General features: G+C 50.7%; 12 protein-coding genes. 11 read left to right on the top strand and 1 reads right to left on the bottom strand.

What is annotated here, in order from left to right; genetic code table 11:
- The first annotated feature begins 1 nt into the window (after position 1).
- The 11 genes from ACYVGO_RS24495 (at position 2) to ACYVGO_RS24445 (ending at position 11,398) form a co-directional block, all read left to right on the top strand.
- Positions 2 to 484: a nuclear transport factor 2 family protein gene (locus ACYVGO_RS24495; RefSeq protein ID WP_460971527.1), complete on the top strand. Its 483-nt coding sequence runs from the start codon at positions 2 to 4 to the stop codon at positions 482 to 484.
- Between the two features lie 64 nt (positions 485 to 548).
- Positions 549 to 1,724, top strand: coding sequence for an aldo/keto reductase (locus ACYVGO_RS24490; protein WP_460971526.1), 1,176 nt, complete (start codon positions 549 to 551; stop codon positions 1,722 to 1,724).
- A 100-nt stretch (positions 1,725 to 1,824) separates the two neighbouring features.
- A complete protein-coding gene (locus tag ACYVGO_RS24485) occupies positions 1,825 to 2,454 on the top strand; it encodes a flavodoxin (protein WP_460971525.1) in 630 nt (209 codons plus the stop codon).
- A gap of 10 nt (positions 2,455 to 2,464) precedes the next feature.
- Positions 2,465 to 3,448, top strand: coding sequence for an aldo/keto reductase (locus ACYVGO_RS24480; protein ID WP_460971524.1), 984 nt, complete (start codon positions 2,465 to 2,467; stop codon positions 3,446 to 3,448).
- A 225-nt stretch (positions 3,449 to 3,673) separates the two neighbouring features.
- Positions 3,674 to 4,576: an alpha/beta hydrolase gene (locus ACYVGO_RS24475; protein WP_460971523.1), complete on the top strand. Its 903-nt coding sequence runs from the start codon at positions 3,674 to 3,676 to the stop codon at positions 4,574 to 4,576.
- A gap of 234 nt (positions 4,577 to 4,810) precedes the next feature.
- Positions 4,811 to 5,293, top strand: coding sequence for a (2Fe-2S)-binding protein (locus ACYVGO_RS24470; protein ID WP_460971560.1), 483 nt, complete (start codon positions 4,811 to 4,813; stop codon positions 5,291 to 5,293).
- A 71-nt stretch (positions 5,294 to 5,364) separates the two neighbouring features.
- The gene (locus tag ACYVGO_RS24465) at positions 5,365 to 6,006 is read left to right on the top strand and encodes a hypothetical protein (RefSeq protein WP_460971522.1); all 642 of its coding nucleotides are present in this window, start codon (positions 5,365 to 5,367) and stop codon (positions 6,004 to 6,006) included.
- Between the two features lie 16 nt (positions 6,007 to 6,022).
- On the top strand, positions 6,023 to 8,185 hold the full coding sequence (locus ACYVGO_RS24460) for a molybdopterin cofactor-binding domain-containing protein (RefSeq protein ID WP_460971521.1): 2,163 nt from the start codon (positions 6,023 to 6,025) through the stop codon (positions 8,183 to 8,185).
- Between the two features lie 26 nt (positions 8,186 to 8,211).
- Positions 8,212 to 8,937 (top strand): carboxymuconolactone decarboxylase family protein, encoded by a 726-nt coding sequence (locus ACYVGO_RS24455; protein WP_460971520.1) that lies wholly within the window; start codon positions 8,212 to 8,214, stop codon positions 8,935 to 8,937.
- Positions 8,938 to 8,978: 41 nt separating this feature from the next.
- On the top strand, positions 8,979 to 9,473 hold the full coding sequence (locus ACYVGO_RS24450; protein WP_460971519.1) for a cupin domain-containing protein: 495 nt from the start codon (positions 8,979 to 8,981) through the stop codon (positions 9,471 to 9,473).
- 350 nt (positions 9,474 to 9,823) lie between these two features.
- Positions 9,824 to 11,398: a glycoside hydrolase gene (locus tag ACYVGO_RS24445; protein WP_460971518.1), complete on the top strand. Its 1,575-nt coding sequence runs from the start codon at positions 9,824 to 9,826 to the stop codon at positions 11,396 to 11,398.
- A gap of 223 nt (positions 11,399 to 11,621) precedes the next feature.
- Here ACYVGO_RS24445 and ACYVGO_RS24440 read toward each other — a convergent pair whose 3' ends face one another.
- Positions 11,622 to 13,811, bottom strand: coding sequence for a glutamine synthetase III family protein (locus tag ACYVGO_RS24440; protein WP_460971516.1), 2,190 nt, complete (start codon positions 13,809 to 13,811; stop codon positions 11,622 to 11,624).
- Positions 13,812 to 14,070 lie beyond the last annotated feature (259 nt).

The raw sequence follows: 14,070 nt of genomic DNA, 5'->3' as shown, positions 1-14,070 counted from the left end.
TATGAAAGCATCAATTCTCGCTCTGGGTTTACTGCTTACGGGCATGCAAGCATCCTTCGCCCAGGCCCCAACGTCAACCACTGCTACTACACCCCCCACGAAAGCCCAGCAGGAAATCATTGACCTCTCCAGGCAAAAATGGCAATGGATGGCCGACAAAAATGTAGACAAGCTGGCGCAGCTCTTTGACGATAAGTCAAAATTTGTCCATATGAGCGGCACCTGGAAAAAGGACGAAGAGCTCGATATTATCAAAACCGGGAGCATCTGGTACCGAAAAGCGGATGTGCACGATGTGGCGGTAGAACTATTTGACGACACGGCCATTATCTGGTCCCGCATTACCCTGGAGTCCACGGTTCGGGGCAGTGAGGCAAAAGTGGAGTTTACCGTTACCGAAGTCTATAAAAAACAAAGAAAAGACTGGAAACTATTAGCCCTGACGTTTAGCAGTGTTCGGGATACCCATGTGATTAAGCATTAACGAGGTATCTCGTTTTCTGCCTACCTATAAGTAAACCCAGCAACAGATTAGCAACCTATTAACCATGCAATCGACAAACAACCAACAAGCCAACACTGAGTTAACTCGTCGGACCATCCTAAAATCGGGCCTGGCGCTGGCAGGCGGTACCTTGTTAGGCCAGGAAGCTAAAGCTCTTTCGGCTACCGACCCATCGAGTCAGCCAGCGTCGATGGCCCCAAACGCCAAACCTGGACGTCGTAAACTGGGTACACTGGAGGTTTCCAGCATTGGTCTTGGCGTGCAGAATATGAGTCGTACCTATCAGACGACGATCCCTTCCCGTCCCGAAATGCATAAGATCATCCGGACGGCTTTTGACCGGGGAGTTACTCTATTCGATGCCGCCGAAGCCTACGGGCCTTTTGAGGTGGAACGCATTCTGGGCGAAGCGCTGGTCCCGATTCGAAACAAAGTGGTGATCGAAACCAAGTTTGGCTGGAACATCGACCAGAAAACCGGTCAGCGTTTGCCTGGTTTGAACAGCCGACCCGAGCACATCAAGGAGGTCGTGGAAGGCATGCTGAAACGCCTTCGCACCGACCGTATTGATTTATTGTACCAACACCGGGTCGATCCGGCCGTTCCGATTGAAGACGTAGCTGGAACGATCAAAGACCTGATCAAAGAAGGGAAGGTACTGCACTACGGCCTGTCTGAACCCGGACCGCAAACCGTACGGCGAGCCCATGCCATTCATCCGGTTACAGCCATTCAGAACGAATACTCGCTTCTTTGGCGTGGACCGGAGCAGGTCATTATTCCACTCTGCCAGGAACTGGGTATCGGCTTCGTACCCTGGAGTCCGCTGGGCGTAGGTTTTCTGACCGGCGCTATCGACGCCAATACCCGGTACGCGCCCGGCGACATTCGCGGCATGGAGTCCCGGTTCTCGCCCGAGAATGTGGCCCACAATCTGGCACTCCTGGACGTAGTAAAAAGCTGGGCTACTCAGAAAAAAGCCACACCCGCGCAGGTATCGCTGGCCTGGCTGCTGGCGCAGAAACCGTGGATCGTGCCGATTCCGGGCACCACGCAGATGGAGCACATGCTCGAAAACGTTGGGGCCGCCGATGTCCGGTTTACTGCCGATGAGCTAACCCAATTTAATGCCGAATTAGCCAAAATTGAGGTTAAGGGAGAGCGTTTGCCGCAAATGGTGCTTGCGTTCTCGAATGTGGAAGCACCCGCGAAAAAGTAACAGATAACGCTTCATTCACTGGGGTGAGTTATAGCCTTTGTGCTTAGCTACGCTAGTCGCCATGAAACATCCGACCGGAATGAGAATAACTGCTTTTATAATGCACATACTGTTGGCATTACTTCTGTTGATTGGAGCTTGCTCTTCTTCCCAAACGGAGAGCGTTCAGGTTACCGATGAGCCTACTGTAAAGCCCGGCAACGCCTTGCCAGGCAAGGTATTGATTGTGTATTTGTCCAGAACCAATAATACCAGGGCCTTAGCGGACATCATTCACAAGCATGTGGGTGGAACATTGGTGGCCCTTGAATTGTCGACCCCCTACCCCGCAAACTACCGGGCTACCGTAGAACAGGTAGCGAAGGAAAATGAGACTGGTTTCCTGCCCCCGTTAAAAACAAAAATTGACAGCATCCAAACGTACGATGTTGTGTTTGTTGGCTTCCCAACCTGGGGCATGCAATTGCCCCCGCCCATGAAAAGTTTTTTGCGTCAGTATGATTTCAGCGGTAAAACCATCATCCCGTTTAATAGCAATGGCGGTTATGGAATAGGTAGTACGTTCGAGACGGTAAAGCAGTTGTGTCCCAACAGCAACATACTGGAAGGTTTTACGATGCGGGGTGGATCGGAACGGGACGGTCAATTGCTGGTTATTCAAGGCGATAAGGCCAAAGAAGCCGAAACGAACATAGTGAAATGGTTGCGTACGATTAACCTATTGAAATAAATCAACTATAATGGAAACAAGATTAGTAGGAACTAGTGGCCTACGGGTGTCCGCATTGGGCTTAGGATGCATGGGCTTAAGCTATGGCTATGGCCCGGCAACCGATAAGCAGGATGCGATTAACTTGATTCGTGCCGCGTTCGATAAGGGCATTACGTTCTTCGATACAGCGGAGGCCTATGGTCCGTTTGTCAACGAAGAATTGGTAGGTGAAGCGGTGCAGCCTTTCCGGGACCAGGTGGTGATTGCCACTAAATTCGGGTTTCAGCAGGGAGATTCCACCAAAGGTCAGGATAGCCGCCCCGAACGAATCCGGCAGGTGGCCGAAGAAGCGCTGAAGCGATTACGAACCGACCGCATCGATTTGTTTTATCAGCACCGTGTTGATCCTAATGTGCCGATCGAAGAGGTGGCCGGAACGGTCAAAGAGCTGATCCAGGAAGGCAAAGTAAAGCACTTCGGGATGAGCGAAGCGGGTGTACAGTCGATTCGTAAAGCCCACGCCGTACAACCCCTGGCCGCCTTGCAAAGTGAATACTCGTTATGGTGGCGGGAGCCGGAAAAAGAAATCTTACCAACCCTGGAAGAACTGGGCATTGGTTTTGTTCCGTTCAGCCCGCTGGGTAAAGGGTTTCTGACGGGAAAAATTGACGAAAATACGCAGTTCGACAAGACCGATTTCCGCAATGTGGTTCCCCGCTTCTCGGAAGAAAACCGGAAAGCCAATCAGAAGTTAGTTGACCTATTAGACGATATGGCCAGACAAAAGGCCGCCACACCGGCGCAGATTGCCCTGGCCTGGTTACTGGCGCAGAAGCCCTGGATTGTCCCGATCCCCGGCACGACCAAGCTGCACCGTCTGGAAGAAAATAGTGGAGCAGTCGATGTTGAACTGAGTCCTGATGACATTAGTCAGATTGATTCTGCCTTTTCCCAGATTCCGGTACAGGGAGATCGTTACCCGGCACACCTGCAAAAACGGGTGGGTAATTAAGAGCAACGCCCTCATGACACCGCTATGTAATCCTTACTATCACCTGTCTGGATAGATATGAAACAGCCCTGGGATTTTTTTCAGGCAAAAGCACTGGTTTTGCCCTTTGGCTTCTCGGGGAAATTACTAGTCGGATTACTCTTTCTGATACAAACTACAGATGCGGAAAGAGTTATGGTCAGTAGCAACAACACCCAGATCGGATGTAGACTAAACAATGGTAGAATGGCAACACAACCTAAAAAAGGTCATTTAACTACCACTAATTACGTCCGGGACATTGTCACTCATTCGGCCTTTCAGGGCTTTGGCGAATTACTGTTGCCCTGGGATGACAATACCCGTTATTATGACACGCGCTTGCAGGATGTGGGTTCACTTATGCCCTACCACAGTCACGTGAACCCAGACGTTGTCGTAGGCGCACTGAACCGAATGATCGATGATGTTGATGCAAAAAAGCAGGTCTTTTACGATGTTTACACCGACCAGCAAAAGCAAACGGATCGGGCCAAAACTAGAACGGGTTTGTTTTTTTACCGGGGCAAGCCGGGCGCTCCGTTCGCTATCGTTTGTCCGGGAGGTGGCTTTTCGTACGTAGGTTCGCTGCACGAAGGCTTTCCGCTCGCCGAAGAGATCAGTAAAGAAGGACTGAACGCGTTTGTGATCCGGTACCGCATTGGAGAACAGGTTGCCACCGAAGATCTGGCCGCAGCTATCGCGTATATTTTTCAGAACGCCCAAACTCTTGGTGTCAGTACAAAAGGTTATTCCTTATGGGGCGGGTCGGCAGGTGCCCGAATGGTTGGTAACATTGCGCTAAACGGCGTAGCCAGTTACGGCGTAGGCAACCTGCCTCAACCGGCAACTGTTGTTATTGCCTATACCGGCCAGTCCAGTTACTCGCCCAATTTTCCACCGACATTCATAACCGTTAGTGCCAATGATGGGATCGCGAACGCAATGACGGTGGACCGGCGTGTTCAGAATTTAAAAAACGCGGGTGTAGCCGTCGAATACCGTCGATACAACCAGGCTGGTCATGGCTTTGGGACGGGGATAGGCACCGATGCCGCAGGCTGGATGCAGTACGCCATCGAATTCTGGAAAAACCATCTCACCAACTAGATAATCAGGCAACCCTAAAGCGAACATCGGGCAATTTCAAGCTTTCCGGGATGGGTGAGTTACTGACCTGTGCCCGCCAAATCAGTGATTTTGGTATGAAATACCGTAATCTATATACCATTCAACTGAAGAAACAGCAGGAACTTTGGCGATTAATCGGTTAAACATACGGCAAGCATGAGCTGTTGTTACGACTATAATGGCAACTGAATGTATTTTCTCAACAGCAACGTTATGGCAATCATTAAGTTAACGATCAACGGCAAGGAGCAATCGATGGATGTCGATCCGCAGATGCCCCTCCTGTGGGCCATCCGGGACGTAGTGGGCCTGAAAGGTACGAAGTACGGCTGTGGCGTCGCCCAGTGTGGGGCCTGCACGGTCCACCTGAACGGTGAAGCGGTGCGTTCGTGCGTCACCAAAATGAGCCGGGCCGCTGGCCAGCGGGTGGTCACCATTGAAGGGCTCTCTCAAAACAACGATCACCCCCTGCAACAGGCCTGGCAGCAAATCGACGTGCCCCAGTGTGGTTACTGTCACTCCGGACAGCTCATGTCGGCCGCGGTGCTGCTTCGGGAGAACCCCAACCCGACCGATGCGGATATCGATGCGGCTATGGCGGGCAATATTTGCCGGTGCGGCACGTACCCCCGCATTCGGAAAGCCATTCATGTAGCCGCCAGTGGAGCGGATCGAAAGCTCGGCAAAAGCGAGTAATGTTACGTCGTCAACAATAAAGCCGGTAGCCACCTCCATAAACGCATTCAGAAACGAAAGCACGTCCGTCTATGCCTTTACGAACAATCTATAACCTGGCCATTCTTCTGTCGGTGACAGGGATTATGGCCTCTACGTTTACCACGCATACTGATCCGATCAGTACCAGCCCGATGAACACAGCAGCCCATGTTGCACCCATCAAAAAAGATCCGGTCCGGAGGGACAGCGTTACGTCGGTGAAAGCGTTTGCCAATGTCTACAAAGTGCTGATGAGTCCGCGCTGCATGAACTGTCATCCATCGGGTGATATACCGCTCCAGGGCGACGACAATCACCTGCACACGATGGGCCCTCGTCGGGGTACGGATGGCAAAGGGATCTATGCTATGAAATGTTCGAACTGCCATCAGCCAACCAACACGCCGGGTCTGCATACGCCACCGGGCAATCCAGAATGGCATTTACCCCCGGCAACTATGCGTATGGTTTTTCAGGGACGAACACCCCGCCAATTAGCCAAACAACTGGTCGATCCCAAGCAAAATGGGAATAAGAACGTGGAAAAACTGCTGGAACACGCAGACGATGGCCTGGTAAAGGCTGGCTGGAACCCCGGTGAAGGCCGGACGCTGCCCCCCATGAGTCATGCTGAATTTAAAAAAGCCTGGACGACCTGGATCAACACAGGCGCCTACGCCCCTCAACGGTAACAAAAGCAACATCAACATGGACACACAACCCGTATCCAGACGCCATTTCCTGAAAGCCTCGGGCCTGACCGGTCTGGCGCTTTCGCTGGGATTCTATATCCCGTCGAATGCCGAAGAAGCCGAAATGATCAAAGCGGCTGAAGCCGATAGTTTTGGTATTGAAATGAATGCCTGGGTCCATATCGAACCGTCCGGCCAGGTGACTATTTTCTCGCACCGGGCCGAAATGGGCCAGGGGGTTTATCAGTCCATTCCTCAGATGGTTGCCGAAGAACTTGAAGTCGATCTGGACAAAGTAAATATCGTTTTTGCCAAAGGGGATTCTAAAAAATACGGCAATCAGGTTACGGGGGGTAGTTCAACCGTGCGGGGTTCCTACAAGAACTTGCTGACGCTGGGCGCTACTGCCCGCCAAATGCTGATTCAGGCAGCCGCAACCAAATGGAACGTGCCGATAGCGGACTGTTATGCCGAATCAGGACAGGTCATTCACCGGCCCAGCAACAAGCGATTCCACTATGGAGAACTGGTGGCAGACGCGATGAAGCTGGAAACGCCCAAGAACGTCGTCTTAAAAAAGCGATCCGACTACAAGCTCGTTGGCAAGCCGTTGCTTCGGCAGGATACCAAATTAAAAACCAATGGGACGGCCACGTTTGGGCTGGACAAAGAAATTCCGGGTATGCTCTATGCCGCCGTGGAACGTAACCCCCGTCTGCGGGGTAAAGTCAAGAGTTTTGATGATACGGCTACTCGTAAAGTACCCGGCGTCAAACACGTGTTCAAGACCAAAATGCTGGTATTTAATACGTACCGTGAGGGCGTAGCAGTCGTAGCCACCTCGACCTGGGCCGCCTTGCAGGGAAAAAAAGCCCTGAAAGTTGAATGGGACGATAGTGGATTTGAGCACCTAAACACCGACGAGATTTTCAAACGCCAACAGCAAGCCCTAAAAACGCAGGAAGGGCTTTCGTTTAAGCAGCAGGGCGACGCATCAGCCGTTCTGGCTCAGGCACCTAAGAAACTCGATGTTGTCTATGAAACGCCCTATCAGTATCACGCGTGCATGGAACCGTTGAACTGCATTGCCCACTATCAGGACGATAAACTCGAAATTTGGGGACCCATCCAGGCACCCGAGTGGGTACAGGATGCCATCAGCAAAGAAATGGGGCTGGACCGCGAAAAGGTAATTGTCCACATGACCTTTCTGGGAGGTGGATTTGGCCGAAAGGCATTTATGGATTATCCGCATGAAGCAGCTGTGATCTCAAAAGAAATAAAAGCGCCGGTGCAGGTGGTCTGGACTCGCGAAGATGATGCAACGAATGGCCCGTATCGACCCGGTATTACGTACCGGTGCGAGGGGGTTGTCGATAAGGGTAAAATCAGTGCTTTCAAGCTTCGCATGGCTGGTCAAAACAATGACCATTGGCGCGGAGGCCCGAAAGACAAAGCCAATCGGAGTACGTCGGAAGGCTTCCTGAAACCCTATGCCGACGGCATCAAAAACCTCAGCATTGCCGATGTGCCCTTCGAAACGCCCATTCCAACCATGTGGTGGCGGTCGGTCTATGCCTCGACCAACGGCTTTGCCTACGAGAGTTTCATCGACGAACTGGCCCATGAAGCCAGGCAAGATCCAATGGCCTTCCGCCGGGAACACCTGCCTGATGAGCGACTGCATCGGCAACTTGACAAACTGGCCGAGGTATCGGGCTGGAAAACCCATAAACCAGGTGACGGGTATGGGTACGGTATGGCCATCACCGAATGTTTTTCCAGTACGGTTGGGCAGGTGGTGAAAGTATCAAAAGGCACGGACGGAAAACTAAAAATCGACCATGTCTGGGCGGTGATGGATTGCGGGTGGTACGTTAATCCCGATACCATCAAAGCGCAGGTAGAGGGGTCTATTGTGATGGCATTGGGAGCCGCTACCCAGCATCAGGTGACATTCAAGGATGGCGTGCCCGTAGACAAGAATTTCTACTCGTATCAACTGCCCCGCATCACCGATATTCCACCCATTGATGTGTATGTCATGGACAACGACGAACCGGCGGGTGGTGTTGGCGAACCGGGTTTGCCTGCCTTTGCTCCTGCCCTGACCAATGCCATATTTGACCTGACCGGCAAACGCATCCGGAAGCTACCGTTTAATCTGACATCGGTATAAAGAATACCATCTCCTTATTACCTAATATGCGGATCGCTCTAGTATGTATGCTTGTCAGTTGGGGTATCTCAGTTAACCAGCTCCACGCGCAAAACCAACTGAGTCAGCCAACCACCTTGTCGCCGAAGCAACAAGGTATTGTCGCTATTGCTTCCCTGACCGCCAAGGGCGATCTGCAAAAACTACAACCAGCCCTAACCGCAGGTCTGGATGCAGGGATGACTGTCAACGAAATCAAGGAAGTGCTGGTCCATTTATATGCCTATTGTGGATTTCCACGAAGTATTCGTGGGTTACAGACGTTCATAACGGTACTGGACGAACGCAAGAAAAAGGGCATCACCGACAAGGTGGGCCGGGAAGCCTCACCGATTACCAGCAGCGAACCGAAGTACGAGCGCGGCAAAAAGGTCCTCGAACAACTGAGTGGACAGCCCGAAACCGGGCCGAAGCGAGGGTACTCGGCGTTTAGCCCGGAGATCGACGTGTTTCTGAAAGAGCACCTGTTTGCCGATCTATTCGAGCGGGATGTACTCAGCTATACCGACCGGGAGCTGACGACCATTTCGGTGCTGACCAGTATCGGGGGCGTTGAGCCCATGTTGCAAAGCCACCTGGGTATCTGTTTGCACCTGGGCCTGACCGGACCCCAGCTACAGCAGGCGATGGCACTGATCGAAACAACCGTCGGTAAATCGGAAGCCGACGCTGGCCGACTGGTTTTGACGCAGGCTACAGCAGCCAGACGGTAAGTGAAATTATATACAAGGAGAGCGCTTTTACAGTGAAATCAATGAAAAACAACGCGATAGGCTTACTAGCTGTAGGTTTACTGATCTCATTGATCGGTAGCGAGGTAAGGGCGCAAACCCAACCGGCAACGGTGATGGACGCGGGTGCCATTTTTCCAAAAGGCCAGCGGGCACTAGCCAGCAACTTTACCGGCACCGTCTGGGTGCAGCAGTTAATCGAGCCCGACAGCGCGATCAATATTCCCGTGGGCTACGTGACCTTCGAGCCGGGTGCCCGCTCGCACTGGCATCGCCACGCGGGCGGGCAGGTACTGCTGGCACTGGGCGGCATTGGTTACTATCAGGAGCAGGGTAAACCCATTCAAATCCTCCGAAAAGGCGACGCGGTGAAATGTCCACCAAACATACCCCATTGGCATGGAGCTTCGCCAACGGTCGAATTTAGGCAAGTCGCTATTACGCCTAACACGGCTACAGGTCGGGTAACGTGGATGCAACCGGTAACGGATCAGGAGTACAACAACGTTAAGAAGTAAGTTTTCACCAAGTTGATCTAGCAATTCACTGAAGAATACCCCAGTAATTTTATCAGTCAAGTCTGTTTGGCACCGGGCAAGTCAACAGGCCAATTTTGGGCAATAAATGGATCCATTAGTGAACCAGTTTATGGTCAACTTTTTCCAGGACAGGATAATTCCGCGCTGACACGTTGACCGTTTAATTGGTAATGGCCTCCCGTCAGGATACTCAGCGTCGGTAAATTGGCTACAGGCTATCGGTTAGCTCATGAATCTAAAGAGCTAATTACGTAAAAATACATGCTGTTCGTATGCGAATTGATGAGTTAATCCTAGTTTAGGCAATCTAAATCTGGCCCTCCTCATTTATGCATCTTCCCAATTCTTATTCTTTTCGACTCTTAAACGTACTTGTCCTTTTGCTGGCTGCTATCGTTAGCAACGCCAGCCCTAGAACAGACATCCTGACGAAACCAGGTGCTACCACAGGAATAACGGTTACCATAGACCCCGCAAAAACAGCCCAAACCATTGATCATTTTGGGGCTTCCGATGCCTGGTCCTGCCAGTTTGTGGGTCAATGGCCAGAGGCAAAAAAAACGGCCATAGCCGATTTGCTCTTCAGTAGGGATACCCTCCCCAATGGAAAACCTAAGGGAATTGGCTTGTCGCTCTGGCGATTTAACATTGGAGCGGGAACCGCTGAACAGGGCAATGGCAGTGGTATAAAGGATGAATGGCGACGTGCGGAATCATTCCTCAACAACGATGGAACCTATAACTGGTCTAAGCAGGCTGGGCAAGTCTGGTTTTTAAAGGCTGCAAAAGAACGCGGTGTCGCTACCTTTTTAGCATTCCCAAACAGCCCACCCGTCCAGTACACGATCAATGGCAAAGGGTATGCAAGTAAAGCAATCCCTAATCTGAATGCGGATAAGTTTGATCAGTACGCCGGGTTTCTGGCTACAGTGATTACAGGCATCCGCAACAAAACCGGGATTTTGTTCAATTACATCAGTCCGGTCAATGAACCCCAATGGGACTGGAGCGATGGGGGTCAGGAGGGCACTCCTTTTTACAACAACCAGATCGCCAGTATAACCCGGTCGCTCAGTAGCGCCCTTTTGAACAATAAACTGGCTACCCAGATAAATGTCGCCGAAGCGGGTCAGATTGAGTTTCTGTATTCAGAGCACAATCGTCAGGGAAAAGGCAAGCAGATCAGTTCATTTTTCAACAAAGCCTCAACGGACTATATTGGTAATCTACCGAACCTCACGAAGGCGGTTTCTGCTCATAGTTATTTTACGACCTCTCCGTACAACATTGCCGTGCAGAAGCGCAACCAGCTTGCGACTAGCGTATCCGATGTTCCGAATCTTGGCTACTGGATGTCGGAATACTGCATTCTGGGCGAAAACAGCGGGGAAATAAACGGATCTGGACGAGAACTTGGTATTGACCCCGGCTTGTACGTCGCGAAAGTGATCCATACTGACCTCGTCAATGCAAATGCCTCAGCCTGGCATTGGTGGATTGCCATATCGCCTTACAATTACAAAGATGGGTTGATCTATATCGACAAAACGAAAACGGACGGCAATTACTATTCATCGAAGATGCTCTGGGCATTCGGCAATTTCAGTCGATTTATACGTCCCGGTGCCGTGCGGGTAAATACGTCGGTTACGCAAAGCAATGAAGGGCTTCTGGTATCATCGTATAGGAACAAGAACCAGCAACTCGTTACCGTATGTATCAACGCGGGGAGTGAGGACCAATTAGTTAAGCTGATTTTGGCATCTGGCAATTTATCCAACGTAACACGCTATACAACGTCGGCAATGGCAGATCTTGACCCTGTTTCTATCAGGAACTACGATGGTAGCCTAACTATTGGAGCGAAAAGCATCGTTACAGTTGTTGGGAATTTAACTCAATAAACGCTCAGTTAATGCGTGTTTATTGACGGAGTGGAAATTACAAATGCCATTGCAGATGGGTGAACCATTGAAATTAGCATTGATCTTTTAACGAGAATGGTCAGCTCTAAAGCTGACCATTCTCGTTAGTAATCGCCTGATAACTAGACATTAATCCTCCCGTATAAGTAATCAGCTTCTTCGTTCAGTAACAAAGTTATGACCACGGGCATCGGTCAAAACTCTATTTCACAAATAATAATTCGCGGTACTTTATTAATGGCCAGTCTTCATCGTCAACCACTTCTTCGAGCTTATCCACTTCGTAACGGATCAGGTCAAAGTGATCCTTTACTTCGGTAGCGTAGAGTTTGGCGCGTTCGGCAGTATCGGTTACATTGTTCGCTTTTTTGCGGGATTCGATCATGGCTTCCACTCCCTTCTTGATCACAATGACCCGGGTTGAAATTTCACGCAGGATATCTTTAATCGGTTCAGCTTCGGCAGTCATGCCTAACTCAACCAGATTCCGGGCAGTTTCGGCTAACTTGTTCTGGTATTTCAGTGCGGTTGATACTACGTGGTTCATGGCCAGATCGCCCATCACGCGCGACTCGATCTGCACGTTTTTGATATACTTTTCGAGTTCAATTTCGTAGCGGGATTCAACCTCAGCGTGGTTCATAACCCCCGTCCGCTCAAACAGGGCCAGCGATTCGGGCTGAACAAACACGCCTAATGCTTCGGGCGATGATTTGATGTTTGACAAGCCCCGTTGAGCCGCTTCGTCAACCCACTCGTCCGAGTACCCATTGCCTTCAAACAGGATGCGTTTGCTGTTGGCATAGTATTCTTTTAAAATATCAACGATAGCCAGTTCCTTCTTCTCACCCTTTGCTAACCGTACATCCAGATCGGTTTTAAATCGGTTCAACTGATCGGCTACAATGGCGTTCAAAACGGTCATAGTCGACGCCGAGTTGGCTGAACTTCCCACTGCTCTAAACTCAAATTTATTACCCGTAAAGGCGAAAGGTGAGGTTCGGTTCCGGTCGGTATTGTCGCGCATCAGGCTGGGAATACGGTTGAGTCCCAGCTTGTAATACACGTTATCGCCCTTATTCACGGTCACTTCCGACTTGGTTTCCAGATCATTAAGAGCCAGCGTTAAAGCTTCACCCAGGAAAATCGAGACAATGGCCGGGGGAGCTTCGTTAGCACCCAACCGGTGTTCATTACCCGCCGAGGCAATACTGGCACGTAGTAAATCGGCATTATCGTGAACCGCTTTTACTACATTCACCAGAAACGTCAGAAACCGTAGACTTTCCTTTGGTTTGGTGCTCGGAGCCAGCAGGTTAACACCTGTATTGGTCCCCATCGACCAGTTATTGTGTTTGCCACTCCCATTAACTCCGGCAAATGGTTTTTCGTGGAAGAGCACCTTCAGGTTATGCTTCTCCGATATCTTTTCCATTAAATCCATCAGCAGCGCATTGTGGTCAACGGCCAGATTGACTTCTTCGAAAGTCGGGGCTACCTCAAACTGACCCGGTGCCACTTCATTGTGTCGCGTCCGAACCGGCATGCCAAGTTTCATGGACTCGAACTCAAAGTCCACCATAAACGCATTGACGCGTGGCGGAATAGAACCAAAATAGTGATCTTCCAATTGCTGGCCCCGTGCCGGAGCATGTCCAAATACCGTTCGGCCAGCCAGTACCAGATCAGGGCGGGCATAGAACAGCGCCCGGTCAACCACAAAATATTCCTGTTCTGGACCGAGTGTGGGGGTTACTTTCGTGATATTCCGATCAAAATACTGACAAACAGCCGTTGCCGCTTTATCCAGTGCATTCAGTGCTTTCAGCAAGGGTGTTTTGTAATCCAGCGCTTCCCCCGTATACGAAATAAAAACCGATGGAATACAGAGTGTTTTACCCCCTGCCCCATTGTCCATCAGAAAGGCAGGTGAGGAGGGGTCCCATCCGGTGTAACCCCGAGCCTCGAAGGTATTCCGCAGTCCTCCATTCGGAAACGACGATGCATCCGGTTCCTGCTGTACCAATGCACTCCCTTTGAATTTCTCAACGGCTTTACCGTCGAGGGTAATATCAAAAAAGGCATCGTGTTTTTCGGCTGTTTCGCCCGTTAGCGGCTGAAACCAGTGGGTGTAGTGGGTTGCCCCTTTGGAGGTTGCCCACGACTTCATGGCGCTGGCTACTTCATCGGCAATACCCCGATCAATCTGGCCATTGGTACTAATGGCTTCGGTAACTTTCAGATAAGCTTCGGGCGAGAGGAGCGCCCGCATGACTTCATTATTGAATGTATAACTTCCAAAAAAATCGCCAACACGCTCAGTTGGAGCAGCTACCGCCATGGCTTGACGACTTTGAGCGATTTCGAGGGCTTTAAACCGAAAATTTGACATTGATACGGCTTTAAGGTTTTAGGTTTTAAATATTTGTCAAACTTACACGCCTTCAGCACAGATTACAATGAATACCACAAAAAAGCCCGGCTGCGAAAGGAGCCGGGCTGTGGTGCTGGGCCAGCGGTCTTCCAGGCAGCCTTTTCAGTCAAGTTCAACCAGAGCGATTGGACTCGAAGCATAAACCCTGGTAAAACTCCAGGTTAAACGCATTTAAATCTTGAGTAGCATCCTAATTAGGTATTGATCATCCCATCCC

It is taken from the genome of Spirosoma migulaei (genome assembly GCF_054776855.1).
This window is presented reverse-complemented; position numbering and strand designations above follow the sequence as displayed.

What these genes read in the sequence shown, in the direction of transcription:
- ACYVGO_RS24460 (WP_460971521.1), top strand. Translation starts at nt 6,023, where the DNA reads ATGGACACACAACCCGTATCCAGACGCCATTTCCTGAAAGCCTCGGGC.
- ACYVGO_RS24495 (WP_460971527.1), top strand. Translation starts at nt 2, where the DNA reads ATGAAAGCATCAATTCTCGCTCTGGGTTTACTGCTTACGGGCATGCAA.
- ACYVGO_RS24480 (WP_460971524.1), top strand. Translation starts at nt 2,465, where the DNA reads ATGGAAACAAGATTAGTAGGAACTAGTGGCCTACGGGTGTCCGCATTG.
- ACYVGO_RS24470 (WP_460971560.1), top strand. Translation starts at nt 4,811, where the DNA reads ATGGCAATCATTAAGTTAACGATCAACGGCAAGGAGCAATCGATGGAT.
- ACYVGO_RS24450 (WP_460971519.1), top strand. Translation starts at nt 8,979, where the DNA reads ATGAAAAACAACGCGATAGGCTTACTAGCTGTAGGTTTACTGATCTCA.
- ACYVGO_RS24485 (WP_460971525.1), top strand. Translation starts at nt 1,825, where the DNA reads ATGCACATACTGTTGGCATTACTTCTGTTGATTGGAGCTTGCTCTTCT.
- ACYVGO_RS24455 (WP_460971520.1), top strand. Translation starts at nt 8,212, where the DNA reads ATGCGGATCGCTCTAGTATGTATGCTTGTCAGTTGGGGTATCTCAGTT.
- ACYVGO_RS24440 (WP_460971516.1), bottom strand. Translation starts at nt 13,811, where the DNA reads ATGTCAAATTTTCGGTTTAAAGCCCTCGAAATCGCTCAAAGTCGTCAA.
- ACYVGO_RS24465 (WP_460971522.1), top strand. Translation starts at nt 5,365, where the DNA reads ATGCCTTTACGAACAATCTATAACCTGGCCATTCTTCTGTCGGTGACA.
- ACYVGO_RS24475 (WP_460971523.1), top strand. Translation starts at nt 3,674, where the DNA reads ATGGCAACACAACCTAAAAAAGGTCATTTAACTACCACTAATTACGTC.
- ACYVGO_RS24445 (WP_460971518.1), top strand. Translation starts at nt 9,824, where the DNA reads ATGCATCTTCCCAATTCTTATTCTTTTCGACTCTTAAACGTACTTGTC.
- ACYVGO_RS24490 (WP_460971526.1), top strand. Translation starts at nt 549, where the DNA reads ATGCAATCGACAAACAACCAACAAGCCAACACTGAGTTAACTCGTCGG.